We start from the raw sequence: 25,486 nt of genomic DNA on the forward strand, positions 1-25,486 counted from the left end.
AATAAGGTTTGCGAAAGGAAACACTATCACCCAAGGAGAACCTGGAGGTAGGCCTCCTCCCCGGGTTCGAGGTGCTCTATCTCCCAGAGGACCCTTCCGTCCTCTATTTTGGCCTTCCCCTTCGTTGCCCTGACCTCGAGGGCGTTGGTTCTCTTCTCGAAGCTGAAGCTATCGAGGCCCTTCAGCTTAGGAGCCCTGACCTTGACGAAGTAGTAGCGGTCTATCGTCTCCTCCTGGACTATCGGCCTGAAGAAGGCAACGTAAGAAGTTCCCGCCAGCAGGATTCCGGACAGTATGAGTATGAGCGGGAGGGGCCCGTAGTTCTTCGGCGGCTTTGTCAGGACCATCGTGGTGGTAATGGGCGGCATTGTCGTTGGGGAGGAATTTGACGGTGTAGTGTTCGTCTCCGTGGGAGTTGGAGTAGGTGGCTGGAAGGTCTTGGCGGTGGCGGAGGCGCCGAGGTAGTTGCTGTTCTCGGCGCTCAGGATTATTATGCCGTAGCCAGTTTTTCTCAGGTCTATCACCGCCCTGCCCGAGGAGTTCGTAACGGAGTAGTCCCTGTCGAGCGCCCCAACTGCCTTCACCGTGACGTTGGGAACGGGGAAACCGTTGGAATCACGGACCTCAACGATGAGTCGGGTTTTATTCTGCTCGTAGGAAATCCTAAGCCCCTTCACCTCCACCGGAACGCGAACTATCTTCCCATCGAGGTCAAGGGTAACGATGTAAGTCCCAGGCTCAGAAACAGGAACGCTCAGCCTGCCATCATCTCCAGTCGTCAGGGTGGTATTGCCGATGGTGACCGGGATGTCACTCACTCCCGAGCCGGTTTTGTTGTAGACGAAGACGCTTATCTCGCCGTCTCTGAAGCCCACCTTGTATTCAAGGTGCCGTCTGTAGACTTGGAAGGTCCCCCACGTTTCTTTATAGACCCCGCTGAAGTTAGCCCAGAGGTGAACCTCGTAGTTTCCGAGCGGGAGGTCGTGCAGGAGAAGCCTCTGGGTCCAGCTCTGACCGGGCTTTACGAAGGTTACCGTGGTCCTGTTGAGGACCGTTCCGGAAGGGCCGATTATGTAGTAGCCAACGCTCCCGCTGAGGATCCCGTTTGACTTTGAGGTTATCCTCAGTTTCACCTCGACGGGCTTTCCAATCAAATAGCGCTCCTTGCAGTCAACCCCCAGGGAATAGTCTGTTATCCTCTTCACGTTAACGAAAACCGGGGCTTGGCTGTAGGTGCTGTTGTGGCGGGCCACGAGGAAGAGCTTGTATCTCCCGAGGGCGGTGTTTAGAACCTTGATGGTGAGGGTGCCGTTGTAGTCTCCTCCGGGGGGAATCGGGCCTGAGATGAGCGTGTTCTGGTAGAGGAAGTCCCCCGCTGGACCCGTGATATAGACGGTGACGTTCTCGAGGATCTCACTCCCGAGGTTCACCAGCCTGAAGGGAACCACCACAGTATCGCCGGGAAGGGCGGTAAAGTTGTTGTTGAGCGGTGCTATCGAGAAGAGCGCGCTGTCGGAGGCCTTGACAGCAGGCAGGAACAGCAGGACGAGAGCTACCAAGAGCAGGAGGTTGGACCTAGGTCTCACGGTTTATCACCCCTACGAGGGAGGCTTGCCTCCCCGTGATTTCATCGAAGGTCAGATATTCCTTTGTCTGGACGTCGAGCTTATAGTTTTTGCCCCCCTTCCTGAGGTTCTCTGGGTAGAAGAAGCGCCAGCCCCGGTTTATGAACTTGACCGCTATAACCGCTTTTCCTCCAAAGCGCTCGGCGAAGGAGGTGAGCTTCTCGTAGTCCTCCTCTCTGAAGTAGAGCGTGTCATCGTGGGTGCTCTTGACCTCAATGCAGAGGTAGAGCCTCCCGTTTCCGGCAACTATGTCCACTTTCTTGCTCCCGGCAGAGCGGACGACGGCAAAGCCGGCCTTCTCAAGCATCTTTATCAGTTCTCTCTCGGCACTCGCACCGGTTCTGTACCTCATGGCTCACCCTCGACCTCTCTTGCCCGGTTAGGTTTATAAGTACTGCCGGGGAGGCCAGTGTGGTGATGCTCATGGCGGTTTACGAACTCGGTGGAAAGAAACCAAAGGTTCACGAAACGGCCTTCATCGACGAGACTGCCTCCGTTATCGGCGACGTCGTTCTTGAGGAGAAGACGAGCGTCTGGCCTTCAGCGGTTCTCAGGGGGGATATAGAGCAGATTTACATCGGCTGCTGCTCCAACGTCCAGGACAACGTGAGCATACACACCTCCCACGGCCTTCCTACCAGGGTAGGGAAGTACGTCACCATCGGCCACAACGCCGTTGTCCACGGCGCGACCATCGACGACTACACCATCATTGGCATGGGCGCCATAATCCTCGACGGGGCAAAGATTGGCAAGCACGTCATCATAGGAGCGGGAGCGCTCGTTCCCCCGGGCAAGGAGATACCCGACTACAGCCTCGTCGTCGGCGTTCCGGGCAAGGTCGTCAGGCAGCTGAGCGAAGAGGAAATCGAGTGGACGAAGAAGAACGCTGAAATCTATATGGAGCTTGCGGAAAAGCACCTCCAGTCCAGGAAAAAGATCGAGTGATGCCCGATGCTCCGCGGCCTGCTTTCCCATATTCCTCACATAATTTTTAAGCCCGTCTATGACATCTACGAGGGATACCTGCTTGAGAAGGTTAAATCCAGAGAGCTTCCCAGCCATGTGGCCATAATCATGGATGGGAACCGGCGGTGGGCGAGAAAGCTCGAAAAGCCGCCCTGGTACGGCCACCTCTTCGGTTCTAAAAAGCTTGAGGAGATATTAGAGTGGTGCCACGAGCTTGGGATAAGAACGCTCACCGTCTACGCTTTCTCAACCGAGAACTTCAAGAGAACGCCCGAGGAGGTAAACGCCCTCATGAACCTCTTCGAGCAGAAGTTCAAGGAGCTTATTCAGGACGAAAGGGTTCACAAGTACGGCATAAGGGTTAACGTCCTCGGGAGGAAGGAACTCCTGCCAGAGAACGTGAGGAAAGCGGCTGAAGAAGCGGAGAGGGTGACGAGAAAGTACACGAACTACACCCTAAACGTAGCCCTTGCCTACGGCGGGAGGAGCGAGATAGCCGATGCCGTGAAGGACATCGTGAGGGACGTCCAGGAGGGCAGGATAAGCGTCGAGGACATTGACGAGGGGCTGATAAAGCGCTACCTTTACTACCCCAACATGTCCGACCCGGACATTGTGATAAGAACCGGGGGAGAGGTGAGGATAAGCAACTTCCTTCTCTATCAGATAGCATACAGCGAGCTTTTCTTCGTGGACGTCTACTTCCCGGAGTTCAGGAAGATCGACTTCCTCAGAATCATCCGCGAGTACCAGAAGAGACAGAGGCGCTTCGGGAGGTAGCTCCCGCCAATCGGAACCTTCTCCTGCCAGAACGACCCTTTTTAAAGTTTTCCGCGAAAGCTTATTAACGTTGGCTTCGACTTCTCAGCGGTGGTGAGTGATGGAATACGGCGAACTGAGTCCGAGGATTAAGAGGGTCTACGCACAGGTCAGGTATCTCGACGATTACCACTGGGAGATCACGGGGGACAGAATAATCGGAACCCACAAGAAGAGCAACGTGAAAGTCTTCATAGACGTTGCCGACGACAGGGAGCACGCCCAGAAGCTCGCGGAGGAGGAGAAGCCCGAAGGGATAAGGATAATCGCCATCCCCGACAAGAGCGTCTTCTTTGTTCACAACGGGGCCTTCATCCTGACCTACCGCTACATCAAGGCGACCCTTGCAGATATAAACGACCACATCGTCTGGAGTGGCTTTAAAATCGTTGAAGACGGTGGAAAGCTCGTCCAGGAGGACTTCTACGAATACCTTGGGGGGGCTTTAATCAACCACATAAAGAACAACATGCTCGCCGGTCAGGACTACGCCTTCTGGCAGTTCTACAAGTGTGAAGTCTGCGGGAAGTACGTCGACGTCGAGAGCCTTGAGGGACACCTGAAGGGGCACGGCATAAAACACCACGAGAAGAGCGAGGAGCACTACGAGGTCTTTGAGATAAACTTCCAGGAAGGGAAGCTCTACGACAAGTACGGGAAGGAGATAAAGAGAGACGAATTAAGCGAGGAGGCGAGGGACTTTTTGGATGAGATAACTGCCGGAGCCGGTGGCTGATTTGCCGGGTACGGAGCTCTTTGAGATATTCAACGGGGAAGAACAGGTTCAGGGTGCAAGCATAGCCGTCGTCTATGACGCTTACTTTTTTCTTCTGAAAGCCTCGCCCTTTAGGGCGGGGAGGAGGTCAGTCCTCCGCCTGGCAGATTCTTTTCTTGTTCCTCACGAGGGCGATTGAGAAGGGCTATTTCACAGTTGTCTCAAACTACAGCGTTCCCCTGAGGAGCTTTGTAAGACACGGTGTAAGCGTCGGCTTGGACGTTGAAAAAGCCCTCAGCGGGGAAAAGATGGCGATAATAGACGTCTTCGACTCCGGGTATGCAAAGCTGAAGGACAGCCTACCCGGAGTGTTCTACCTCGACAGCGTGGAGCCTGAGACCATAAATCCTAAGCTGGACAGGATATACTGTGAGGAACTCGAGGAGAAGCTCCGTTCCGGAAAAGCCCTCCGCGTAATATACACCCTCGACGGAGCGGCGTTGATGCTCGGTGAGGAAAACACCCTGCGGCTCCTCAACCAGACCGTCGCGGCAAAGAGTGTCGGAATGCCAAACTCCATCCTGCTACTCCCAGTCAATGCTGATATCGTTTCAAAGCGCTTTGTGGCGTGGATTTCCAACATCAGCGACTACGTGCTCTTAGCCAAGTCATGGATACGTGAAGACCACATAAAGGAAATTCTCTACCTCATAAAAGCACCAAATCCGGACTTTGAGCCGGCTGTTTATTCAATGAAGATTAAAAAGGGAGCAAACAGGATAAGGCTCAAAAAGCTGAGGTCAGCCCCTGAACTTCGGCCTCCTGCTGAGGAGGAGCGGTAAAGGCCTCGGCCTGTATGGGAAGCCCTCCGTCTGGGCCTTTATCTCCCTGATGAGATCCTCAAGCTGCATCTCGACCTGCTTTCCGTCGCTTCTCCTCCTCACCGTCACAGTGTTCTGCTCCTTCTCGTTATTTCCGACAACGATGATGTACGGCACCCACTCCTTCTCTGCCTTCCTTATCTTCTTGTTGAGCCTGTCGTTGGTGTCGTCAACATCGACGCGAATCTTGGCCCCTTCGAGCTTACCTGCGACGTAGAGAGCATAGTCCATTACATCGTCACTGACCGGTATAACCCTAACCTGTATCGGGCTGAGCCAGAGCGGGAACATCGGCTTCTGACCCTTCGCCTGGAGCTTGGCCTGCTTCTCGAGGATGGCGTACATGACGCGCTCAATGGCACCGCTCGGAGAGCAGTGGAGTATGAGCGGGTACTGCTCCTGTCCCTCTTCGTCGTAGTAGGTTATTCCAAAGCGCTCGGCGTTCTCGACGTCGATCTGCACGGTGCTCAGAGCGGCCGCTTTGTCGAGGTTGTCGACGAAGTTGAATTCGAACTTGAGGATGAAGTAGAAGAACCTCTGCTTCCACATCTCGATGAGGACGGGCTTGCCTATGATCTTGGCCAACTCGACGATGAAGTCCCTGTTCCCGTTCCAGAAGTCCTCGGTGAACCTTATGGCGACCTCGTAGTCGTCCGGGGTGAGGCCAACACCCCTGAGAACTTCCATGCTGAGCTTGTACTGCTTCTTGAACTCGTCCATGGCCTGCTTGAGGTCTCTCGCTACGGTGTGCATATCAGGCATCGTGAAGGCCCTTAACCTTCTCAGGCCGCTCAGCTCACCGCTCTTCTCCCTTCTGAAGGAGTAGCGCGTGAGCTCGTACATCCTGAGCGGCAGGTTGCGGTAGCTTATGGTCGCGTCCTTCTTTATGAGGAACTGGCCGAAACAGGCCGCAAAGCGGAGGAAGAACTTCTTGTCACCGCTCTTGACGACGTACTGCCTCGCGGGGAACCTGTTCAGATACTTCTCAAGGGCCGGGTGCTCGAAGTCGTACATGATCGGCGTTTCTACTTCCATTGCACCGTACTCAACGACTTTCTCTGTTACGTACTGCTCGAGGAGGCCCTTGATGAGCCTGCCCTTCGGATAATACCTGAGGTTTCCGCCGTCGCTTCCCGGCTCGTAGTCCACAAGCTCGTGTTCGAGCATAAGCTTAACGTGCGGCGGCTCCCTGTCGGCAACCCTGTTCTTGCTTATCTCGTAGTTGGCGAACTTCCTGAGGTTTTCGTGGCCGGTGAAGTCGAACTTGTCTACCTCGATGAGCTCGCCTTCCGGAGTGAGGACGTACCAGTAGCTCTTTAGTTCCTCCTCCTTTTCGAGGGCTATGTTGCGCTCCTCCTTTGAGACGGCCTCGCCGCTCGGGACTATCGTCCTGCTGAGTTCAGCCAAGGGGTGCCCCTTGCAGCTCAGCTTGAAGGCCTTGTAGTAGCCGAAGGGTGCGCGCTTGACCTCGAAGCCCTCCTCCTTGAGCTTCTCCTCGATCTTCTGAAGGATCTTTAGGGCCACATCCGGCTTTGCCAGCTCGCTGCTCAGATGGGCGAAGGGGTAGACGAATATCTTCTCTGCTTTAACCTGTGAAGCGACGTCCTTGATTTCCTTCACGGCTTTCTCAACGACCTCATCCGGGTTCGACTCGTCTACCTTCTCAACGCTCATGAAGACCGCTAAGACCTCGTCGAGCCTGCCCTTCCTCTGTTCGTCGCTTATTGGCTCCGGGTTCTTCAGGGCTTTGTCCTTGACCTCGTATTCGAGGTAGTCGGAGTGTATCAGAAGCATTCTCATTCTCAACCACCACCATAGGCTCAATCGGAATTACTAAAACTTTTCCCCTCTCCCTTATAAATCCTCCCGCGAGCCAAAGGCTTAAAAAATCCGCGCCGGAACTTTCAGAGAGGTGGGAGGAATGGATGGAAAGAAAGGCGTAAAGACCGGCGATCTCGTTCTTCCCGGTGACTACCTCGGTGTCATCGAGGAGTACTTCCCGGGTGATGGAGTCAAGGAGGAGAACGGTGAGCTCTATGCTGTTAGGGCAGGAAAGGTTGTAATCGACCCGGACAGGATGGAAATAAGCGTCGAGCCTGTAACCGACACACCGCCCCTCCCAAAGGTCGGCGATGTGGTCATAGCAAGGGTCATTGAGGTCAAGCCCCAGGCGGCGATAGTTCAGATAGTTAAAATCGAGGGCAGAAACAACGATAGGGAGATAGCGACTTCAAAGCTCGCAGGCATACACATCTCCCAGGCCAGGAACGGCTACGTTGACAACCTAGCCAACGAGTTCAGGATTGGTGACATCGTCAGGGCCAGGGTAATAGCCACCGAGAAGAGCCCGATACAGCTCTCCACGAAGGACCCCGACCTCGGTGTCATCTACGCCCTCTGCACGAGGTGCAGAACGCCGCTGGTTAGGCGTGGGGATAAGCTCATCTGTCCGCGCTGCGGCCACGTCGAGACGAGGAAGCTCTCCTCTCTCTACAGGAAGGTGAAGGTCTGATGGCGAGGGCAAAGAAGGTAATAACCATACACGTCCGCGACGACCGTGAGAAGGAGGAGTTCATGAGGGAGCTCCAGCGGCTCCGCCTCCCAGCTTTCATCTACGTCCACGGCAAGCTCAACGACCTCAAAATAAACGTCCAGGGGACGAAGGACGAGATAAGGGAAGCGATAAGGAAGATCAGGGAGATACACCACCGCGTCAGGGCCAAGCTCTACCCCGACAAACGAGGATTATACCGCTACACGGTGGACGACCTGCTCAGAGAAGCCGGGGCGAGCGTTTCGACGCCCGTCCTCGTCAAGACCCTTGAGCTTCTCGGGGAGAACGTCGAGCTGAGGGACGACGAACTCGTGACTTCAATGCCCTGGGAGGAGATGGTAGAGGTCACGGAAAGGCTCGGAAGATATCTCTCGGATGTTTCGCTCAACACGACGAGACAGATAAGGGAGGTCGTTCTCCCCGTTTCAGTTGCCTTTGATCTCGACCCTGAGGAAGTTATTGACATCCTGGTAGACCTCGGTGCGGCCGAGTGGAAGGAGGATAAGTTTAAATACGAACTGGTGAAGAACAAGGAGCAGGCCTTAGAGATGCTACTTGAACACTTAAAGGGTGAGGAGAATGAAGATTGAGGTCATCAAACGTGAGGAAAACGTCCTTGAGTTTTACCTTGAGGGTGAAGACCACACCTTCGCCAACCTGCTCAACGAGGTGCTCCACGAGAACAAGCATGTAACCTTCGCGGGCTACACCATCGAGCACCCGGTCCTCATGGCCAGAAAGCCGAAGTTCAGAGTTGTGACCGACGGGAAAGTAACACCGGAGAAGGCACTCGAGGAGGCAGCCCAGAAGATATTCGACAGGGCCAGGGCCGTTCTCGAGGCCTGGAACGCCGCGCTCAAGGAGTGAGCCCTTTTCTTTTAGTTTCCACCCGCTCCCCCCGAAACCCTTAAATGCAGGGCTTTTCTAACTTCCAGTTGAAAGCCTCCTCTTGAGGTGGAATAATTGAGGTCCCGGAATGCCCTCGCGCTCCTGCTCATAGCTGGGCTCGCGGTTCGGCTCGCCCTCGCGCCTTATTCTGCCGGCAGTGACCTGACCCAGTTCTATGGCTTCGCCGGGACAATGCTCCAGCACGGCGCGTGTTTCTACTCCTACGCTGACGCCGTCGGTTTCTCGGCAAAGGACTGGCCTTACCCATGGCCCTACGTCTACGGCCCGGTGATGGCCTACATCCTCGAGGGCATAAGGGCCCTTGTCGGCGGCTGGGTGGAGACCTCGTGGGGTGGTGGCGTTTACCACGTCTACGTCGACCCAACCTGGGCCTTCGCTGTGAAGCTGGTCTTCATCGCTGCAGATGTTCTCGTCGCGCTCCTGATCTACTGCCTCCTGAAGGAAAAAGGAAAAAAAGCGGCCCTTCTCGCAGCAGCTTTCTACTACCTCAACCCCATGGTCATCCACGTTTCCTCAATCTACGGGATGTTCGACGGACTGGCCCTGCTGTTTTTCCTCCTTGCCATATATTTGGAACGCAGGGAGTACCTCTCGCCGGTTCTGGCCGGCTTCTCCCTGACGGTGAAACACACCCTCCTCTTCCCTGCGGTGGTTCTCCTGTGGGAGTGGCTCCTGATGGGAAGGAAGGGGCTCAGACGTGTGGTTTTCTTCGCCCTGGGTGTTTTCATCCCTTTCCTCCCCATGCTCCTCCTCTGTCCTTCCAGCCTCTCGTCAATCCCCGAGCTCATGAGGGGCATGGAGGTTTCCTATCCCCTCCCCGTGTCGTACAGCATGAACGGCCTCTCAAGCCTCGCCACCTATTTGCACGTCACCTATAGGATGGAAACAATGCCCCTCCTGCGATACTGGTACGTTCCCGCTGGATTTTTGATGCTCCTCGTTCTTATGAGGCACTCCTTCGAGAGGGACGTGGTGACCTCCTCCACCCTCGCCTACACGGTCTTTACCGCCACCTACTGGCGCGTTAACCCGCAGTACCTCCTCCCACTGGTGGCATTTCTGGTGATTATGGCCTTTCATGAGGGAAGGGCTTCCCTGGTCACCAGGGCCCTCTCGTTTATCGCCGCGGTTTACATCGGTCTCTGGCCAATCCTCCAGCCCACTGAGTTCTGGTTCCAGGTTCACATGAAGGATCCGGACTGGACTGTCTACCGGTTTGTCGACCGCTTCACCTTGGGAGTTTCTCAGGAGGGGTTCTACTTGGTTTACAGCCTGATACTCACGACGCTCCTCTATATGATCGTGCTCTCCGCAACTTTACCATATCTCAAAAGCCTTAAAGCCTGGCTCTCGGAGAGGATTCGGGTGAGCGCATGAGGTACGAGAAGAACTTCACCGATAAGGGGCTTGCAAAGTTCGGTGATTCGCTGGTCAACTTCACCTTTTCTCTCGCCCTGAGCGAGTACTTGGAGAAACCGACCGGCGAGAGGGTTCCCAACGCTTCGCTAGCAATGGCGCTTGAGCTTGCTGGACTGAGGAACGCCATCCCGCCCAGAACTGACAAGCACGGGAAGGGTGACATAGCGGAGGCAATCTTCGCCTACGCCTGGCTTGAGGGAAAGATAACGGTCGATGAAGCCGCCAGAATCCTGAGGGCGAACTTCACCGAGGACGTTACTCACTTCTCAAGGAGGAAAGAGGTAATAGGAAGGGCCTTCGCGGAGGTATTCAAAGTGATAAAAGAAAGGCTGGAGATTTAACTCAAAGGCTCGTCAGCAGCTCTATCAGGCCAGTTTTGGTTGGCACCTTCGCGAACTTCTCCGGATCCTTGACCTTCAGCAGAAGCGGAACATCGCCAAAGAGCCTGAGGACCTTGCCGAAGGGTATGCTTCCCTCCCCCGGCAGGAGGTGCAGGTCTCCGACGCCGTAGGCGAGGGCATCCTCTGGCTCAACCTGCGGGAAGAGCTTTCCAAAGTTGTCGTGTATCATGAGGATTATCGTCTTGTCGGTTCCAAGCTTGACGTCCTCGAGCAGCTTGTCGGCATCGCCCTGCGCACTGAGGAATGCGTGGGCGACATCGAGGGCAAAGCCGACGTTTTTCCTGTCGACGTTATCGACTACGTACAGGGTGTCCTTGACGCTGAAGGTGTTCTCCAGGGCAATCTTTATGCCAAAGGGCGCCACCATATCCGCGAGCTGCTGGATGGCCTCTATTTCCAGGTCGAGCCGCCCAGTCCTGCCGCTCTGCATAACGATTACCTTTGCCCCGAGCTTTATGGCAACGTCCGCTATGGCCCTGGCGACGCGAAAGTGGCGGGTGTAGTAGATGTGGTCGCGCAGGTTGACTGAGGTCGGCATCCTGATGATGTAGTCGATTCCCACGCCCCTGAGGGTCGTTTCGATGTTTCTGAGCTTTTTCTCAATGACGACTCCGTTCATTATCAGCCCCAGCGTGTGGGGAAATATCGAGACGAAGTCATAGTTCTTTATCTTGATATCAGCGAGCACCGATGCCAGGGTCTTGTCCTTGGTGACGAAGTGTGGGTAGACTGTGATTCCTATCTCCATGCTATCACCTAAAGGGAAGTGCACCGCCGGATATAAAAGCTTAGCGAGGGACAGTCTTAAAAGCCCAGCGCGTAAAATCTTCCGGGTGAGTGGATGAGGGAAGACATATGGAAGTACATCTCGGCGGTTCTCATACTCCTGCTCGCTGTGTCGAGCGTGGCGGTCGTTCTGCTCTACATGCAGAACTCAGAGCTTAAATCCTATCCTTCAAACGCGTCCCCGGTCGTGGTGGAGACGTCGCTGAACGCAACGTGCAACGAAACTGCCTACAAGCTCCAGATTGACGAACTTCAGAGACAGCTCGAATTCCTCAAGGCCCAGCTCAGGGAGGAGAACATGCCGGAGGGCAACACCACGATAGCGATTGTCCCGATATTCGGCCTCATCGACGACTACACGGCCCTCCAGGTTATCCCCGTTCTCAGGGGTATAGCCAAAAACGACTCAATCGGCGGGGTCGTTCTCTGGATAGAGAGCCCCGGCGGCTACGTGGCTCCGGTGCGTGAGATATACTCCACGGTTAGGAAGCTCGACCTCATCAAACCCGTGGTCGCCTACACGGGCGGAATGGCCGCCTCAGGGGGTTACTACATAGCGGTCGGAGCGGAGAAGATAATCGCAGACCCCCTCGCCGAGGTTGGGAGCATCGGCGTCATCTACGTCCACTACGACCTCCAGAAGAACTACGAGATGAACGGCGTAAAGGTCGACGTCTTCAAGACGGGCCCCTACAAGGACATGGGGGCGGAGTGGCGCGGCCTCACTGACGAGGAGCGTAAAATGATAGCGGAGAGCATAGACACCCACTTCCAGGCCTTCCTTCAGGCAGTGAGCACGGGCAGGGGCATGCCCCTGAACGAGACGAGGAAGTACGCGACGGGCCAGACGTGGTTCGCCATGAACGTTACCGGCTCGCTCGTCGACGAGACGGGGGACCTCGACTACGCCATCAAAGTCCTCTCCGAGACCCTTAACATCTCCAAGCCGAGGGTGGTGATATACAAGGGCGAGCGCTCATCCGACTTCGGGATATTCGGGAGCACCGCACTCCTCCTCGACCCCCGCTACGTTAGCGCTTACATCAAGGGATGAGGTGGTGCCGATGCTCTGCGAGGAGAAGCTTGAGGTGTTTGAGAACGGCTTCGAGGACGGGAAATTCAACCTCCGGATCGAGTTCTACGGGAAAGACGCCAGAAGGCTTCTCCTTGCTATAATCAGGGAGCTCTACCTTCAGGACTACGGGGAGGACTATGTCTACCCCTTTGAGTGCGCCAAGGAGTTTTGGGGGATATACATGGACGCGGGGGAGATAAGGGCTGAGGACTTTCGTCCCAGCCCGGTGAAGTTTATGAACCAGAGCATTCTAAACAGGTTAGAGAAGGCCCTGGAAACCATTGATGCTCCCAAAGATGTCAGAGAATCCATCGACTTCGAAAAGGTGGAGGTTCACAAACTCAAGAAAGGTTTATTAGCGATGGGGAAGAACTTTATCCTCAGGGAAGACGGATACCTGTTCATCTTCAACAAGCCGAGCGCCCGCGGGCTGATACTGAAGTACATGGGGATGCTGGATGGAGATTGAAGCCGCCGTCTGGGTAGCGATCTCACTCGTAGTCCTCTATCTCGTATGGGAGACAGTCAGCCCTATCCTTTCTCCTCTGATCATAGCGGCGACCCTCGCCTACATCCTCTACCCGTTCCATGAGCGGCTCTCCAAGAGGTTCGGGAACCGGCTCTCAGCCCTCACGATGACCGGTGTCCTAACCATCCTCACGTTACTCTTCATAATAGGCTATGCCCTCTGGATAAACGATGTCAAGCACTCCCTAGCGCACTACATTGAGGTCTTCTTCCAGTGGCTCCTCGGGTTTCACCTCCCCCAGGCAATGTACGAACTCGTCCAGCGCCTCGCGGAGGACATTCCAAGGCGTCTCGAAGAGTACGTTCTGGGCTATACCTATTCCCTCCCCAAGCTGACGCTTCAGGCCATCGTCATGGTCTTCACATTCTACGGCCTCCTAGTCAACACACGGGCCATAAGGGAAGAGGTGTACGCGCTCCTGCCCATGGAGAACAGGGAGCTCGCCGCTAAACTCCTCGGGAGCGCCGGGAGAACCCTCCACAACCTGCTCCGCGGCTGGCTGGCAGTGAGCGTCCTCAAGGGCTCGGCCATCGCCTTGGGCTTCTACCTGTTCTCAGTATCGTCCGCTGGCGGTGCCATAGCGGCGGGCATTTTCACGATGGTGTTCGAGCTTCTGCCCGTCCTCGGAGGCTGGATGATATGGCTGGCGGGTGCGGTCTACCTCTTCAACTCAGGCAGCTTGCTGGCCGCGTTGATGCTCTCCGCTTACGGGTTCGTCCTCGTCTCCCCGATGCCGGACTACTTCCTTCGCTCGAAGCTCGGGAAGAGAGAAACCGGTGTCAACTCGCTCATAAGCCTCGTCGGAATCTTCGGCGGCTACATAGCCTTTGGCTTCGTCGGTATAATAATTGGCCCCGTCGCCCTTTCCCTGCTCGGGACTCTCCTTGACGAGTGGAAGAAAACGAAGGAAGCCCGCTCTAGGGCCGGAACCTCTTCATGAACGCGGCCATCTTCACCGCGTCCACCGTTTCCTTAACGTCGTGAGTCCTAACTATATTGGCGCCGTTGAAGACCGCTATTGCAGTAGCGGAGAGGCTCCCGGGCAACCTCTCAGCGGGATCCTTCCTCCCCGTTATCGCACCTATGAACGACTTCCTTGAGACGCCGATGAGTATCGGCCTTCCGAGGATTTTGAGGGCGTTGAGGTTCGCCAGAATCTTAGAGTCCCACTCGTACCATTTTGGAACTTCCGGGCGGAGGAAGCCGATGGCAGGATCAACGGCTATCTCCTCGATCCCGTGCTCCTTCGCTATGACTAGGCTCTCCTGGAGGAAGTCGATGACCGTGTGAACCGGGTCGCTGAAGTCCCTCACCCTCCCGTGGGCGCAGACCACGACCGGAGCACTGTATTCGGATGCCACTTTGGCCATCTCCGGTTCTCCTTTGAGGCCGGTGACGTCGTTGATGATATCGGCCCCGGCCTTGAGCGCCTCCTCCGCAACTTTCGCGTTCGTGGTGTCGATGCTTATTGGGACGTCCAAGCTGTCGCGTACGGCCTTCACAGCCCAGACCGCCCTCCTTACCTCCTCCTCGACGGGAATCTGGGTCTCCAGGTAGGGAGCGGTGGACTTGGCGCCGATGTCGATGAAGGCCGCTCCCTCTTCGACCATCTTAACGGCAGTTTCCACGAGCTTCTTCTCATCGTTTCTGACGCTGCCCTTGTAGAAGCTTTCGGGCGAGACGTTGATGACGCCCATTATCTTCGGTTCATCCAGGATGATCCCCGCAAACTTCATTGCCGGCACCTGACTCAAGCTTGATCGCCAGGAATAAAAAGGTTAGCGCGGTTATTATCGTGGGCAGGAGTGGATCAACGTTCGGATCGTTAGAGTGAACCGCAACTGCGAGGAGAACGTTGATTGCGCTGAAACTTGCCAGGACTCCCTCGTCCGTTATTTTGGCGTCGACTCTCTTAAGCACGTGGAAGAGGTACAGCTCGGCCACGAGCGGGACTACTGTTATTATCCCGATCAGTCCCGTGATTATCGTCGAAATGTACAGGGCGACTCTCAACCCGTCTTCGTTTTCGGCCATCTTATCACCGTCGAATGTAATGTGTTAAACTATTAAAAGTTTTTGCCGGGGCATCAACGGTTAAAAAGAGGTTGAAGGAAACGCCTTTGGTGGTGCTCATGATAATCCGCACTCCGAGGAGGCTTCACATGGGGCTCATCGACCCTGCGGCAGTCTTCGGGCGGCGCTTCGGGAGCCTTGGCGTGGCCCTCGAAGGGGGCTATGAGGTAAGGGTAACCGAGGGGGAGAGGATGGAGATAGTCGCCGAGGGCGAGGACAGGGAGACGATAGAGGCCGTGCTCAAGAAGATGAACTCCGCCTACGAAACGGGCGTGAACTACCGCGTTGAGGTCAGGAAAGCCATCCCAAGACACGTCGGCCTCGGCTCGACTACCCAGCTGAGCTTAGCCGTTGCGGTGGGAATAGCGAGGCTCAGCGGTCTGAAAATCCCCGTGGAAGAGCTTGCAAAAACCCTTGGAAGGGGAAAGAACAGCGGGGCGGGGATATACGCCTTCGCCCACGGCGGCTTCGTGATAGATGGTGGTGTCAGGGAAGACATACCGCCGCTTATATTCCGGGAGGACTTCCCGGAGGACTGGGCTTTTCTGCTTGTGATACCCGGGCTGAGACCGGGCTTCGACGAGGAGGAGGAAAAGCCCGTAATGGCAGGAGTCGTGGGCAGGGCCGATGTTGCGATGGAGATAAGCCACAGGATTCTGCTTGGCCTCCTTCCGGCTTTGAATGAGAGAGACATAAGAACCTTCGGGGAGCACCTCTCCGCTATCCAGCGCCTGGTGGGGAAGCACTTCGAGGCCTACCAGGGGGGAGAGTTCAGGGAGGACGTGAAGCTCATCCTCGGCTTCTTAGCTGAGAAAACCTATGGCGTTGGCCAGAGCAGCTGGGGGCCGACTGTCTACGGCCTCATCAGGAAGGGAGAGTTCCAGAGGCTCTCGGCGGAGACCCACGACTTTCTGAAGGATCACGGGCTTAAGGCCAGCGTAGAACTCGGCATCCCTAAGAACTCCGGAGCGGACGTTATTGAGGAGAGCGCGTTCATCGAGAGGCTGATACGGAACGTGGCGGGTGAGTAACGTTGACCCTAGACCGCTTTATTCAAATAAAGTACAAATCGGACGATGAGAAGGTCCGGGAGCTCGTGAGTATTCTCAGGGAGCTCGGCCTAGAGTGTGCTAGGACGATTGAGGAGCACGTTGACCTCCAGTTCGATGCGCTCAAAAACCTCCGCGGCAACCTCGGGGACGATGAGACTTTCATAAAGCTCGTCGTCGCCAACTCGATAGTGAGCTACCAGCTGTCAGCTAAGGGAGAACAGTGGTGGTGGGAGTTCTCCCACTATTTTTCAGCCAACCCACCGGAAAGAGGCATCGCGGAGGCCTATGCCGACTTCCTCCCCAACTCAAGGACCAACAGGCGCCTCGTAAGCGGGAAGGTAAAGCGCCTAGAAAAGCTCGAACCCTTCCTTGAGCGCCTTGATATGGATGCCCTTAAGGGGTACTACTTCGGGGGCATGGAGCGGCTGAGGGACGACCTGGCGCGGGCGCTTGGCTCTAAGAGGAGCGCAAAGACCGTGGTCTTCGCCGTCAAGATGTTCGGCTATGCCGGGAGGATAGCCTTCGGGGAGTTTGTGCCCTATCCGATGGGGATAGAGATTCCTGACGACGTCAGGATAAACGCCTACACCAAGAGATTCACGAACGAGCCCCCAGTGAGCTTCTGGAAGAAAGTTGCGGAAAAGACCGGAATCCCCCCACTCCACATAGATTCCATCCTCTGGCCCGTCCTCGGCGGCAATCCTGAGGTTCTCCGCAGGCTGGAGGAGCACTGCGAGGAGAGCGACGCAGTCCTGGGTCTGGCCTCTCTCTGAGGTTTTCTGCCCCTCGACCAGGGCGACCTTTTAACTTCAAAGGCAAAATTTTTATACTCTTAGGGTTAGTGGTAGGTGAAAGCGTCTTCATCACTCAACTCAAGGGGGTATGCAATGTGTTCTGGGGATTCAGGCTCGAGTTCAAACAGAGCCTCCGCACCAAGAAGCTCTGGGTCATATTGGGGGTAATGATGCTCCTCTACATACCTGGATTCTACCTTCAGAAATCGTCGGGACAAGAGATAGAAACTGTGGGACAGGCGGTTTCAACCCTCATCAACGGCATCAACGGGCTGGGCTCTTTCTTCATAGGGATACTGGCGCTCCTTATAGGTGCAACGGCGATAAACAGCGAGATCGAGAAGGGAACCCTGCGCGTGGCCATGAGCAAGCCGATTAAGAGGCTGAGCTACATCGGCGGCAAGTTCCTGGCCCACACGGCGGTACTCCTACTCGCACTCCTGCTCACGACTGTGATAGGGATAATCGGGGTCGTTTGGCTCGGCGCCCCGGTCAAGGGCCAGCTCATAACGGACTCCCTCCTCCTCAATGGCCTCCTCCTGCTGGCGATGGTTCAGCTGGTGGCGCTCGGTTACATCCTCTCAACATTCATCAAGTCATCGAATACTGCCCTCGGCGTGGCCCTTGTGGTGATGTTCGTCGTCTTTATGATAATGCCCTCCGTCATCCAGTTCATGGCGGCCAAGGACACTCTGCTGAGCGAAAATCCCGACTGGCAGGCCTATCAGGAGAAGAGCAAGGAATACCAGACCAAGTACTTGTTTTACGTCCCGACGACGCAGATAGACGTCATAGTGAGCGACGCCACTGTGATCGAGGGTGACATAGCCAACCCATCAATCGAGTACGTCGGCATCGGGCACGCGATAAAGAGCAACCCCACGAACCTGTTCAACCTCGCCTTCCTGACGCTGGTCTACCTCGCGATAGCCTTCTACCGCTTCCTCCGCATGGACCTGAGGTGATGCTCATGATAAGGATCGAGAACCTGGTTAAGCTCTACAAGGACGTCCGCGCCCTGGACGGCCTCAGCCTTGAGGTGAAGCCCGGACAGGTGTACGGCTTCCTCGGGCCCAATGGTGCGGGAAAGAGCACCACCATACTCAGCACCCTTGGCCTCATATTCCCTCAGGAGGGGCGTATCGAGCTCTTCAACCTCGAAGTGTTCAGGGACGGGAAGTTCAATGAGGACGACCTCGTTGAGGCAAAGCGGCGGATAGGCTACATGCCCGAGCACGCCACGCTCTGGGACTTCATGACGCCGGCCCAGACTCTCGACGTGATTGGAGAAGCCTTTGAGATTCCAAAGGCCGAGAGGGAGAAGCGCATCAGGGAACTCCTAGAGCTGGTCAACCTTTGGGAGGACAGGAACCGCAAGGTCGGAAAGTTCTCGAAGGGCATGAGGCAGAGGCTCCTGCTCGCGCAGGCGCTCATCAACGACCCGGACCTCTTGATCCTCGACGAACCGATGACCGGCCTTGACCCGAAGGGAATAGCCGAGTTCAAGGAAATCATAGCCGCGCAGAAGAAGGCAGGGAAGACGGTTTTCTTCTCCAGCCACATCCTGGCCCACGTTGAAGAGGTGTGCGACACGGTCGGGGTCATCGTCAAGGGCAAGCTCAGGGTTGAGGACAACCTAGAGAGAATCAAGCGGGAGTTCCTCAAGAAGGCTGGTTACACGATAATCCTCGAGACCAATGTCCCTGTGGACTTCACGGGCGTGGAATGGAAGGTCAGCCCACTGGGCGAGAAGAAGTACAGAATCGTGGCACCTGAGGATATCAGGGAGGAGCTCCACGACTTCGTTTCGGCTAAGGGCGCGAAGATACTCGCGATGCAGGTGAAGGAGCCGAGCCTCGAGGAGATATTCCTGAAAATGGTGGAGTGAGGGCTAAACCTTCGCCCTCTCGAACTCTTCCTTCCTGTCGAGCGGTTTGGTGGCATCTATCCCCCACTTCGCGGTTAAGCTCTTCTCAGCCGAGGGGTCAAGGGAGCTACCGCGGGCGTTCGGTACTATGATAAGGTCTTTATCTGCCTGGAAGCGAGTCGCTACCGCCCACTCCACTTCCCGGTCGTCGTAGATGTTGATGTCCTCGTCAACGACAACGACGTGCTTCAGGCTTGGGTGGCCTGCGAAGGCCGCCAAAATCGCGTTCTTGCCGTCCCCGTCGTGCTGCTTGGTTATGCTGACGACAGCGTGGAGCCACATGGCTCCGCCCTCAGTTAAGCGAACGCCGTGAACCTTTGGAACGACGCGCTTGACGCTCGCGTATATCTGGGGCTCCTTTGGAAGGCCCATCAGCATGTAGTGCTCGTAGCCACCGGGCAGGAGGGCGTGGAAAATCGGCTCATCAACGTGGTACATCCTCTCAAAGACCACCAGAGGCTGCTTCCTGACGTAGTCGTAGGTTCCGGTTATGTCCACGAAGGGCCCTTCATCCACAAGTTCAGGCGTTATCTTCGCCTCAAAGACGAACTCCGTCTCGACCGGGACGGGGATGCCTCTAACGCTGACCACCTCAAGGGGCCTTCCAAAGGCCTTCTCGCTCATTCTCGACGCTATCTCAAGCTCGCTGATGCCATAGGAGGTGCTCGTTGCCCCAGCCAGGAGCAGGTGAACTGGGTTTCCGACTACTATTCTAACGTCCAGTTCTTCCCCGTGATCCGCCTTGTCTTTCCACATCGCGTAGAGATGTCTTGGCACGAGCCTTATCGCGGCCGTTTTATCGTCGCGCACCATGATCCTGTGGAATGAGACGTTAACGAAGCCGTTCTCGTCCTTGGCTATGACCATCGCCGAGGTGAAGTACTGGCCGCCGTCCTTAGGGTAATACTTTGGAACCGGCAGCTCCCTGAGCGAGAAGTCAGCGGTGGAGTTTCCGAGGAAAGGCGCTTTCTCAACCACCCTGTAGGGAGAGGGGTTCTCCATAGCGTCGGCCATGAAGTGGATTATTTCCTCCCTTTTGATGCCGAGGTAGCGGGCTATCCTCTCGCGGGTGCTCCATATGTTGCCCGCGACCTCCCAGCCACCCACATCCCTGAAAAGGACGGGCCTGTCGCGGTACTTGAGGAGGTATCTGGTGACTTCGAGCTCCTTACTCACCGGCTCCTCGATGATGATCGCGTCCTCAAAACGCTCGATGATTTCCCTCAGCATTGTATCACCTTAGTTTAATCTTCCAAAAGGGCTATAAAGCCTTTTTCCAAACTCCCAACGATTGGTCATGCCTATGGTTATCCTCCGCATCCCGGACGGTTCAGCACTGGTCAGGATTGAGAAGGCGGACCCCAAGGTCTACTTCAGTATATACGAACTACTGAGCTACAAGAAGGACTACGGCAAATGGGAGAAGCCTGAAAGCCTGTACGACCCCTACGAGAAGACCTTCCCAGTTGGCCTTCTCCCAAGGGTCAAGAAGTTCCTCAACAGCAGGGGCTATCGCGTTCGCGTTAAAGACGAGCGCCAGGTCAGAGGGGTTAAGCTCAACTCGACCTGGAATGAGAACTACGTCATGCGTAAATACCAGCAGCGTGCCGTCAAGAAGGCCCTCAAGGAGAAGATGGGCGTCCTGGCCCTGCCTGTAGGGAGCGGTAAGACCGTCGTTGGCCTCAGGATAATCCATGAGCTCGACCTCTCAGCCCTCATAGTCGTTCACACCAAGGAGCTTCTCTACCAGTGGGCAGATAAGGTCCGTGAGGTTCTGGGCATTGAGCCGGGCATCGTCGGCGACAACAAGTGGAACGAGGGAAGCGTGACCATAGCGATGGTGCAGACGCTCCTCTCGAGGGGTGCCGACAAGCTCCAGCACGATTACGCCATAGTGATGTTCGACGAGTGCCACAGGACTTCAGCGGCCGAGAAGTTCTATCAGCTCGGCCTTTCTCTCCCCCAGGTCTATCGCTTCGGCCTCTCCGCAACCCCCTGGAGGCGCGTTAGGGGCGAGGAGATCAAGATAGAGGCCGTGGTCGGCCCGACCATATTCGAGGTTAAGGCGGAAGACCTGATAAAGGAGAAGTTCCTCGCAAAGCCGCGCTTCGAGGTCATCACTTATGAGTCCGCGATGCCCTCCTTCAGCGAGCGCTACAAGGAACTCTACGAGGACATGATCATGAACAACGACGAGAGGAACCTGGCCGTGGTTGAGAAGGCCGTTGAGCTCGCCAGGAAGGGACACCGCGTCCTCATCGACGTCAAGCGTATAGAGCACGGCAAGATATTGAAGGAGATGCTGGAGAAGAGGGGCATGAAGGCTGAGTTCCTGAGCTCCAAGAGTCCGAACAGGTGGGAGATACTGGAGGCATTCAAGGAGGGTGAGATTCCAGTCTTGATCTCCACGCTCCTCAAAGAAGGCGTGGACATTCCGGAGATTTCAGCGATAATCCTAGCCGGCGGCGGCAAAAGCGACATAATGACGATACAGACTATAGGCCGCGCCCTGAGGCCGAAGAGGGGGATGAGGGCCGTCATAGTCGACGTCCAGGATGACGACCCGCTACTCTTTACGCACTTCATCGAGCGCCAGAAGGCACTCAAGCAGTACTACGGGAAGTACTACGACAAAGAGATGGCGTCAAAGCTGGAGGAGAGCGTCCCCAAGAAGCGCCGCCCTCGTAAGCGCCCGTGAGTAACGTTCGAAGATGTCCCTCTTCGCTTTTTTCAGCCCCCTCTCATCGACTTCGAATTTTATACCGGGGTAATCGATGTGCCACAGCACCAGCCCCTCGGGCAGTGCAGGCGGGACTTTTTTGGTGTAGTCCCCGTTAAGCATCCTCTCGATTTCCGCGGGTTCCATGAGTCCAAGCCCGCAGAACCTTATCGCGTTCACCATTCTGCGCACCATCTCCCAGAGGAAGCTCTTCCCCTTGATTTCGATGACGTAGTAGCCCTGCCTCTCCTCAATCTCGACCCGCGTTATCTCCCGGACGGGCTCTTTCCCGGGCTCGAGCCTCGCGAATGCCGAGAAGTCGTGCTCCCCGATGAAGAGCCGGGCGCATTCCTCCATTTTCCAGCGGTCAAAGCCCTCGTTGACGAGGTAGTAGCGGTAGGTCTTCGATTTCGCCCAGAAGCGTGGGTGGAAATCATCAGGAACCTCCGCGACGCCGAGAACCCAGACGTCCCTTAAGTGATGGTTCAGAACCTCGGCCCTCACCAGGTCCGGTCTGCCAGCCGCATCGAACGCCACGACGTTGAAGATGGCCGAGACGCCTCTGTCCGTCCGCGAGGCCCCCTTGAAGCCCGCGCTTTCAGCGTCTTCGATGACCCTAAGTCTCGTGAGGGCCCTCAGTATTTCCCCCTCGACCGTCCTCACATCCGGCTGCCTCTGGAACCCGTAGAAGGCCGTTCCGTCGTAGGCTATCCTGAGTGCGAACTTCATGCTCCCGGGTTTTCACGGGGGTATAAATGCTTTTTCGATGTTCCCCCCGGACAGAGTGACGGATTGTTTTACCTTTGTAAACCCTAATTTTGGAGAGAATTCAACCAAACCTGGAAAAGGTTGATAAAGAACTTTGAGTACTCCAATCGGGGGTGGAAAAATGGATGAGTTTGTCGACATCGAGGTGCTCGAGAACGTCACCAACTTTGAGCTGATGTGCATCTTCATGAAAAATGTGAAGGAGAACTGCTGAAATATCAGAGGTAGGGCTCTGTATAGAGGGGCCTAAGGAAGAGCTCAAAGCCCGCAACGGGCATCTCTAGGCCCCAGTTTTCCAGCACCGCGGGATGTATCTCCCCTATAATTCCTATCGCTTTCCCTTCAACGACTATTTTCCCAGCCCTTCCAGGGATGAAGCTCGGGTGCTCGACCTCCTCCAGCTCGTACTCAAAGCCGAGGTGTCTCATTACCGAGTCAAGGATTTCCTTGGCCTCTGTGAATGTTACGCGCGGATGTGCCAGAGCCACCGCCAGCTTGCTCTCGCTCACCGTTTTGGTCTCCCTGCTCTCATCTATCAGCGTCGCCTTGCCCACTTCAAAGACCCTCTGCGGGTACTCCTCGTGGGTGTTCTGGCTCAGGAAGTCGAGCAGACTCGGCAAAAGCCAGTTCCTCAAGGCGGACCACTTGGGGCTTATTGGGTTCTCTATCTCGACGAGTTCAGCCGGCGGGTGGTTGAAGTAGCCATCGCACTCTTCTCCCTCCTCGCAGGGGAGATTCATCCTTGAATACTGGGCTTCCCTGTTCGTAAGGTTGAAGGTCATTACTTCCTGTAAGCCAAAGCCGACCATGAGTTCCCTCACGGCATCTTCGAACTCGACGAATTTGTCCCCCCTGCCCTGGACGGCAAGCTTCGGCTCCTCGGGCTCGATTTCATTGTAGCCGTAGGCTATGAGAACGTCCTCCAGAACGTCCCTTGCGTGCATTATGTCGTCCCTGAAAGCGGGATATAGGAGCCTTGCCTTTCCACCTTCGAGCTCAACCTCGTACATCATCCTCTCGAGGAGGTCTTTTATCTCATCGTCGCTCAGCTCAAGGCCGGCTAACTTTCTTATGTAGTCCAGCTCGACCTCAAAGGGCTTTGGAGTTAGGTCTGGCGTCTCGATTTCAAAGTCAGGATAAACTACCTTGACGCTCTTTATCTTCCCACCGCGCTCGGCTAGGGCTGTAACGACGACGTTGAGGGCTAGCATAATCTTGTTCAGGTCCCAGCCGGTCACGTCAACGAAGACGTTCTTGGTTTCGGTCGTCACTCGCCCAGTTATCTCGGAGTTTATGATAGGTGGCATGGAGAGGACTTTGCCCTCGCTGTCGACGAGGAGCGGGTAATAGGGCTTATCCTTTATCAGGTGCCCGTATTCTTTCCCTTTCTCGTGCTTTTCGAGGATTTCCTCCAGCGTTAGCTCATCGGTGAAGCCGAGGGGGACGAACTTCTCGGTCTTCTCTGCCGCGCGGTAGTAGATCGGCGGTTTAACCTTGTCGAAGTCGAAGATGCCTATCGCTACTTCCCTTCTGCGCCTTCCAAAGGTTAAGGCTACCTTCTCCTGGAGGTTTATCATCTGCTTGAGGGCCTCTTCATCGAGGTGAAGGCCCTCAACTATGGCGTAGACACCGTAGGGACGGATGTCCTTCAGCTTCTCGTCAACGTAAACCACAACGTCGCTCTTCTCAACTTCGTACTTCGGCAGGCCCCTCTTCATTCCGAGTGCCCACTTGATCTGCCTTGCTATTCCCTCGGCGCTCCAGAGGTCGGGCCTGTTGGTGTCCTTGGAGTCTGCCTTGAAGTAGATTTCACCGTTCTCCTCCCAGACGTCGTCGAGCTCACATTTCGCATAGAGGAAGAGGTCCTCCCACTCCTCGACGGTGAAGCTCTTCCCGATGAGCCTCTCAAGGTCGGACTTTGAAACGTCAAACTTCGGCATGAGTATCACCTCACCACACGAGCCTCGCTTCCCTCAACCAGCGCAGGTCGTAGCTGAAGAGGTAGCGGATGTCGTCTATTCCGAGCTTGAACATGGCTAATCTGTCGATTCCTATTCCCCACGCTATCACTGGCGCGTCTATTCCAAGGGCCTTCGTCATCTCCTCGCGGAATATTCCAGCTCCGCCGAACTCGACCCATCCGAGCTCCGGGTGGTAGGCGCTCATCTGGACGCTCGGCTCAGTGAACGGGTAGTAATCGGGCAGGAACTTGACCTTCTTCGCTCCAGCTATCTCAACGGCAAAGCGCTTGAGGATTCCGAGGAGGTGCCTGAAGTTTAGGTCTTCACCAACGACGAAGCCGTCCACCTGGTTGAACTCGATGAGGTGTGTCCTGTCCAGAACATCTGGCCTGAAAACGCGCTGAATCGTGAAGTACTTGCCCGGTATTTCAACGCCTTTAGCCAACTGTCTTCCGCTGAGGGCTGTTCCGTGGGCCCTCGGCATCAGGAGCATCGCCCTCTCCGGTGACCAGACGTAGCCCCAGCCGCGCGAGCCGGTGTCGCCGCCACGCTCGTGGGCGGCCTTCACTCTCTCAACGAGCTCCTCGCCTGGCAGGTGGCCGCTCTTCGGATACTTGAGCTGGTAGGTGTCGGTCCACTCCCTGGCTGGGTGGTTCTGGGGCTGGAAGAGTGCGTCGAAGTTCCAGAACTGGGTCTCTATGAGACTCTCGACAGTCATCTCGATGAAGCCCATCTCGATGAGCCTTCTCCTTATCTTGTCGAGGAAAGCGCGGTAAGGCTGCTTCTTACCCGGGTAGATCCTCCTCACGGGGGCCTTGATGTCAAAGCGCCTGAACTCGACTTCCCTCCACTTGCCCGACTTTATGAGCTCGGGCGTTAGAACGGAAACTTCTCTCTTCAGCTCAATTCCCTTCTTCACGAGCTCCTCTCCGGCGGGTGTTATCTCGACGGTTCTCTCGGTGACGGTGCCCTCCTCGGCTATCTTCCTCCTCTTGAGTTCCTTGACCGAAATAAGCTTTTCAATCTCCTTCGCGGGGACGCTTCCCTTCTCTGCCAGAAGTTTTAGTGCTTTATCAATGGGCCTCTCCTCGGCGTTAAGGCCTCTCTCAGTAATTTCAAGGATTAGCTTTCCTTCTTCCTTCCTCACGTTCGCCCAGCCCTCTTTCCGGAGAAGGCCGACGATGGGCTTGAGCTCGTCTTCACTGAGAACCCCCGAAAGGTCGTCGAGGGTGACTTTCCCCTTCTCCTTCAGAACCCTCAAAGCCCTCCACTCGGGCAGACCAATTCTGGCGTATTCCCTCCCGGTCTCCGTGAGAACCGCGACCTTCTCACTGCTCTCGTGGAGCTTTGCAAGCCCCTTGGCCTGCAGGCCGAGGACGGAGCGCATAACCGCAACCTGGTCGAGGCCGGTTTTTTCAACGAGTTCTTCAAATTTGAGCTTTCGTGCCTCTCCGAGCTTTATGAGCGTGAGCTTCTCCTGGTAGCTAAGTTCCATAGTGCCACCTCCCAG

General features: G+C 55.8%; 28 protein-coding genes. 18 read left to right on the plus strand and 10 right to left on the minus strand.

Translation table 11 applies throughout. The features are described 5' to 3' along the window. Positions 1-26 precede the first annotated feature (26 nt). Together A3L08_RS05550 and hjc are read right to left on the minus strand one after the other, a co-directional pair. On the minus strand, positions 27-1,586 hold the full coding sequence (locus A3L08_RS05550) for a COG1470 family protein (protein ID WP_088854070.1): 1,560 nt from the start codon (positions 1,584-1,586) through the stop codon (positions 27-29). Further along, positions 1,576-1,977, minus strand: coding sequence for a Holliday junction resolvase Hjc (gene hjc / locus A3L08_RS05555; protein WP_088854071.1), 402 nt, complete (start codon positions 1,975-1,977; stop codon positions 1,576-1,578). Before hjc ends, A3L08_RS05550 begins: the two co-directional genes overlap by 11 nt. A gap of 71 nt (positions 1,978-2,048) precedes the next feature. Between hjc and A3L08_RS05560 the strand changes: the two genes are divergently transcribed. From A3L08_RS05560 to A3L08_RS05575, 5 genes are all read left to right on the plus strand, one after another. Further along, entirely contained in the window at positions 2,049-2,573 is a 525-nt protein-coding gene (locus A3L08_RS05560; RefSeq protein ID WP_088854072.1) for a gamma carbonic anhydrase family protein, read from the plus strand. Positions 2,574-2,579: 6 nt separating this feature from the next. After that, on the plus strand, positions 2,580-3,374 hold the full coding sequence (gene uppS, locus A3L08_RS05565; RefSeq protein ID WP_088854073.1) for a polyprenyl diphosphate synthase: 795 nt from the start codon (positions 2,580-2,582) through the stop codon (positions 3,372-3,374). Between the two features lie 100 nt (positions 3,375-3,474). Further along, positions 3,475-4,149 carry a TBP-interacting protein gene (locus A3L08_RS05570; protein WP_088854074.1) on the plus strand — a complete coding sequence of 225 codons (675 nt, stop codon included), beginning with the start codon at positions 3,475-3,477 and terminating at the stop codon, positions 4,147-4,149. A gap of 1 nt (position 4,150) precedes the next feature. Further along, positions 4,151-4,327, plus strand: coding sequence for a hypothetical protein (locus tag A3L08_RS10120; RefSeq protein WP_232461674.1), 177 nt, complete (start codon positions 4,151-4,153; stop codon positions 4,325-4,327). Beyond that, complete coding sequence (locus tag A3L08_RS05575; RefSeq protein ID WP_232461675.1) at positions 4,305-4,970, plus strand: hypothetical protein; 666 nt, start codon at positions 4,305-4,307, stop codon at positions 4,968-4,970. Before A3L08_RS10120 ends, A3L08_RS05575 begins: the two co-directional genes overlap by 23 nt. Here A3L08_RS05575 and A3L08_RS05580 read toward each other — a convergent pair. Beyond that, positions 4,929-6,809 carry a threonine--tRNA ligase gene (locus A3L08_RS05580; protein WP_088854075.1) on the minus strand — a complete coding sequence of 627 codons (1,881 nt, stop codon included), beginning with the start codon at positions 6,807-6,809 and terminating at the stop codon, positions 4,929-4,931. The genes A3L08_RS05575 and A3L08_RS05580 overlap by 42 nt on opposite strands. A gap of 121 nt (positions 6,810-6,930) precedes the next feature. Here A3L08_RS05580 and A3L08_RS05585 point away from each other — a divergent pair, with 121 nt between their 5' ends. The 5 genes from A3L08_RS05585 to A3L08_RS05605 all read left to right on the plus strand — a co-directional run bounded on the left by A3L08_RS05585 (position 6,931) and on the right by A3L08_RS05605 (position 10,232). After that, positions 6,931-7,521 carry an exosome complex RNA-binding protein Csl4 gene (locus A3L08_RS05585; protein ID WP_088854076.1) on the plus strand — a complete coding sequence of 197 codons (591 nt, stop codon included), beginning with the start codon at positions 6,931-6,933 and terminating at the stop codon, positions 7,519-7,521. Further along, complete coding sequence (locus tag A3L08_RS05590; protein WP_088854077.1) at positions 7,521-8,153, plus strand: DUF2067 family protein; 633 nt, start codon at positions 7,521-7,523, stop codon at positions 8,151-8,153. Before A3L08_RS05585 ends, A3L08_RS05590 begins: the two co-directional genes overlap by 1 nt. Then, entirely contained in the window at positions 8,143-8,430 is a 288-nt protein-coding gene (locus A3L08_RS05595; RefSeq protein WP_088854078.1) for a DNA-directed RNA polymerase subunit L, read from the plus strand. Before A3L08_RS05590 ends, A3L08_RS05595 begins: the two co-directional genes overlap by 11 nt. A gap of 96 nt (positions 8,431-8,526) precedes the next feature. Then, on the plus strand, positions 8,527-9,849 hold the full coding sequence (locus tag A3L08_RS05600) for a hypothetical protein (protein ID WP_088854079.1): 1,323 nt from the start codon (positions 8,527-8,529) through the stop codon (positions 9,847-9,849). After that, on the plus strand, positions 9,846-10,232 hold the full coding sequence (locus tag A3L08_RS05605) for a ribonuclease III family protein (RefSeq protein WP_088854080.1): 387 nt from the start codon (positions 9,846-9,848) through the stop codon (positions 10,230-10,232). Before A3L08_RS05600 ends, A3L08_RS05605 begins: the two co-directional genes overlap by 4 nt. A 1-nt stretch (position 10,233) precedes the next feature. Here A3L08_RS05605 and A3L08_RS05610 read toward each other — a convergent pair whose 3' ends face one another. Next, complete coding sequence (locus tag A3L08_RS05610) at positions 10,234-11,040, minus strand: sugar phosphate isomerase/epimerase family protein (protein WP_088854081.1); 807 nt, start codon at positions 11,038-11,040, stop codon at positions 10,234-10,236. 93 nt (positions 11,041-11,133) lie between these two features. On the opposite strand from A3L08_RS05610, the gene sppA reads away from it, so the two are divergent. From sppA to A3L08_RS05625, 3 genes are read left to right on the plus strand one after another with little or no spacing between them, the layout of a single operon-like run. Continuing rightward, complete coding sequence (gene sppA, locus A3L08_RS05615; RefSeq protein WP_088854082.1) at positions 11,134-12,132, plus strand: signal peptide peptidase SppA; 999 nt, start codon at positions 11,134-11,136, stop codon at positions 12,130-12,132. A gap of 10 nt (positions 12,133-12,142) precedes the next feature. Beyond that, a complete protein-coding gene (locus A3L08_RS05620) occupies positions 12,143-12,622 on the plus strand; it encodes a PH1570 family protein (RefSeq protein WP_088854083.1) in 480 nt (159 codons plus the stop codon). Continuing rightward, complete coding sequence (locus A3L08_RS05625) at positions 12,612-13,622, plus strand: AI-2E family transporter (protein WP_088854084.1); 1,011 nt, start codon at positions 12,612-12,614, stop codon at positions 13,620-13,622. Before A3L08_RS05620 ends, A3L08_RS05625 begins: the two co-directional genes overlap by 11 nt. On the opposite strand, the gene folP is transcribed toward A3L08_RS05625, so the two are convergent. Then, positions 13,600-14,418, minus strand: coding sequence for a dihydropteroate synthase (gene folP, locus A3L08_RS05630; protein WP_088854085.1), 819 nt, complete (start codon positions 14,416-14,418; stop codon positions 13,600-13,602). The genes A3L08_RS05625 and folP overlap by 23 nt on opposite strands. Beyond that, a complete protein-coding gene (locus A3L08_RS05635; RefSeq protein WP_232461676.1) occupies positions 14,390-14,695 on the minus strand; it encodes a hypothetical protein in 306 nt (101 codons plus the stop codon). Before A3L08_RS05635 ends, folP begins: the two co-directional genes overlap by 29 nt. Positions 14,696-14,814: 119 nt before the next feature. Here A3L08_RS05635 and A3L08_RS05640 point away from each other — a divergent pair, with 119 nt between their 5' ends. From A3L08_RS05640 to A3L08_RS05655, 4 genes are all read left to right on the plus strand, one after another. Beyond that, complete coding sequence (locus A3L08_RS05640; RefSeq protein ID WP_088854087.1) at positions 14,815-15,786, plus strand: beta-ribofuranosylaminobenzene 5'-phosphate synthase family protein; 972 nt, start codon at positions 14,815-14,817, stop codon at positions 15,784-15,786. Positions 15,787-15,788: 2 nt separating this feature from the next. Then, positions 15,789-16,580: an N-glycosylase/DNA lyase gene (locus A3L08_RS05645; RefSeq protein WP_088854088.1), complete on the plus strand. Its 792-nt coding sequence runs from the start codon at positions 15,789-15,791 to the stop codon at positions 16,578-16,580. Positions 16,581-16,648: 68 nt separating this feature from the next. Continuing rightward, entirely contained in the window at positions 16,649-17,566 is a 918-nt protein-coding gene (locus tag A3L08_RS05650) for an ABC transporter permease subunit (protein ID WP_232461677.1), read from the plus strand. Between the two features lie 5 nt (positions 17,567-17,571). Continuing rightward, complete coding sequence (locus A3L08_RS05655; RefSeq protein WP_088854090.1) at positions 17,572-18,489, plus strand: ABC transporter ATP-binding protein; 918 nt, start codon at positions 17,572-17,574, stop codon at positions 18,487-18,489. 3 nt (positions 18,490-18,492) lie between these two features. On the opposite strand, the gene A3L08_RS05660 is transcribed toward A3L08_RS05655, so the two are convergent. Beyond that, on the minus strand, positions 18,493-19,758 hold the full coding sequence (locus tag A3L08_RS05660; protein ID WP_088854091.1) for a UbiD family decarboxylase: 1,266 nt from the start codon (positions 19,756-19,758) through the stop codon (positions 18,493-18,495). Between the two features lie 73 nt (positions 19,759-19,831). Between A3L08_RS05660 and A3L08_RS05665 the strand changes: the two genes are divergently transcribed. Next, complete coding sequence (locus tag A3L08_RS05665) at positions 19,832-21,226, plus strand: DEAD/DEAH box helicase (RefSeq protein WP_088854092.1); 1,395 nt, start codon at positions 19,832-19,834, stop codon at positions 21,224-21,226. Here A3L08_RS05665 and truA read toward each other — a convergent pair. From truA to pheS, 3 genes are all read right to left on the minus strand, one after another. Further along, the gene (truA, locus tag A3L08_RS05670) at positions 21,173-21,976 is read right to left on the minus strand and encodes a tRNA pseudouridine(38-40) synthase TruA (protein WP_088854093.1); all 804 of its coding nucleotides are present in this window, start codon (positions 21,974-21,976) and stop codon (positions 21,173-21,175) included. The genes A3L08_RS05665 and truA overlap by 54 nt on opposite strands. 257 nt (positions 21,977-22,233) lie before the next feature. Continuing rightward, complete coding sequence (gene pheT, locus A3L08_RS05675) at positions 22,234-23,955, minus strand: phenylalanine--tRNA ligase subunit beta (RefSeq protein WP_088854094.1); 1,722 nt, start codon at positions 23,953-23,955, stop codon at positions 22,234-22,236. A gap of 10 nt (positions 23,956-23,965) precedes the next feature. Further along, positions 23,966-25,471 carry a phenylalanine--tRNA ligase subunit alpha gene (gene pheS, locus A3L08_RS05680; protein WP_088854095.1) on the minus strand — a complete coding sequence of 502 codons (1,506 nt, stop codon included), beginning with the start codon at positions 25,469-25,471 and terminating at the stop codon, positions 23,966-23,968. Between the last annotated feature and the right edge of the window lie 15 nt (positions 25,472-25,486).

Origin of the sequence: Thermococcus pacificus, from assembly GCF_002214485.1 — an archaeon.
GTDB lineage: Archaea > Methanobacteriota_B > Thermococci > Thermococcales > Thermococcaceae > Thermococcus > Thermococcus pacificus.

What these genes read in the sequence shown, in the direction of transcription:
- uppS (WP_088854073.1), top strand. Translation starts at nt 2,580, where the DNA reads ATGCTCCGCGGCCTGCTTTCCCATATTCCTCACATAATTTTTAAGCCC.
- A3L08_RS05610 (WP_088854081.1), bottom strand. Translation starts at nt 11,040, where the DNA reads ATGGAGATAGGAATCACAGTCTACCCACACTTCGTCACCAAGGACAAG.
- A3L08_RS05585 (WP_088854076.1), top strand. Translation starts at nt 6,931, where the DNA reads ATGGATGGAAAGAAAGGCGTAAAGACCGGCGATCTCGTTCTTCCCGGT.
- A3L08_RS05655 (WP_088854090.1), top strand. Translation starts at nt 17,572, where the DNA reads ATGATAAGGATCGAGAACCTGGTTAAGCTCTACAAGGACGTCCGCGCC.
- A3L08_RS05660 (WP_088854091.1), bottom strand. Translation starts at nt 19,758, where the DNA reads ATGCTGAGGGAAATCATCGAGCGTTTTGAGGACGCGATCATCATCGAG.
- A3L08_RS05595 (WP_088854078.1), top strand. Translation starts at nt 8,143, where the DNA reads ATGAAGATTGAGGTCATCAAACGTGAGGAAAACGTCCTTGAGTTTTAC.
- A3L08_RS05570 (WP_088854074.1), top strand. Translation starts at nt 3,475, where the DNA reads ATGGAATACGGCGAACTGAGTCCGAGGATTAAGAGGGTCTACGCACAG.
- hjc (WP_088854071.1), bottom strand. Translation starts at nt 1,977, where the DNA reads ATGAGGTACAGAACCGGTGCGAGTGCCGAGAGAGAACTGATAAAGATG.
- A3L08_RS05605 (WP_088854080.1), top strand. Translation starts at nt 9,846, where the DNA reads ATGAGGTACGAGAAGAACTTCACCGATAAGGGGCTTGCAAAGTTCGGT.
- A3L08_RS05620 (WP_088854083.1), top strand. Translation starts at nt 12,143, where the DNA reads ATGCTCTGCGAGGAGAAGCTTGAGGTGTTTGAGAACGGCTTCGAGGAC.
- pheT (WP_088854094.1), bottom strand. Translation starts at nt 23,955, where the DNA reads ATGCCGAAGTTTGACGTTTCAAAGTCCGACCTTGAGAGGCTCATCGGG.
- pheS (WP_088854095.1), bottom strand. Translation starts at nt 25,471, where the DNA reads ATGGAACTTAGCTACCAGGAGAAGCTCACGCTCATAAAGCTCGGAGAG.
- folP (WP_088854085.1), bottom strand. Translation starts at nt 14,418, where the DNA reads ATGAAGTTTGCGGGGATCATCCTGGATGAACCGAAGATAATGGGCGTC.
- A3L08_RS05665 (WP_088854092.1), top strand. Translation starts at nt 19,832, where the DNA reads ATGGTTATCCTCCGCATCCCGGACGGTTCAGCACTGGTCAGGATTGAG.
- sppA (WP_088854082.1), top strand. Translation starts at nt 11,134, where the DNA reads ATGAGGGAAGACATATGGAAGTACATCTCGGCGGTTCTCATACTCCTG.
- A3L08_RS05590 (WP_088854077.1), top strand. Translation starts at nt 7,521, where the DNA reads ATGGCGAGGGCAAAGAAGGTAATAACCATACACGTCCGCGACGACCGT.
- A3L08_RS05560 (WP_088854072.1), top strand. Translation starts at nt 2,049, where the DNA reads ATGGCGGTTTACGAACTCGGTGGAAAGAAACCAAAGGTTCACGAAACG.
- A3L08_RS05580 (WP_088854075.1), bottom strand. Translation starts at nt 6,809, where the DNA reads ATGAGAATGCTTCTGATACACTCCGACTACCTCGAATACGAGGTCAAG.
- truA (WP_088854093.1), bottom strand. Translation starts at nt 21,976, where the DNA reads ATGAAGTTCGCACTCAGGATAGCCTACGACGGAACGGCCTTCTACGGG.
- A3L08_RS05640 (WP_088854087.1), top strand. Translation starts at nt 14,815, where the DNA reads ATGATAATCCGCACTCCGAGGAGGCTTCACATGGGGCTCATCGACCCT.
- A3L08_RS05625 (WP_088854084.1), top strand. Translation starts at nt 12,612, where the DNA reads ATGGAGATTGAAGCCGCCGTCTGGGTAGCGATCTCACTCGTAGTCCTC.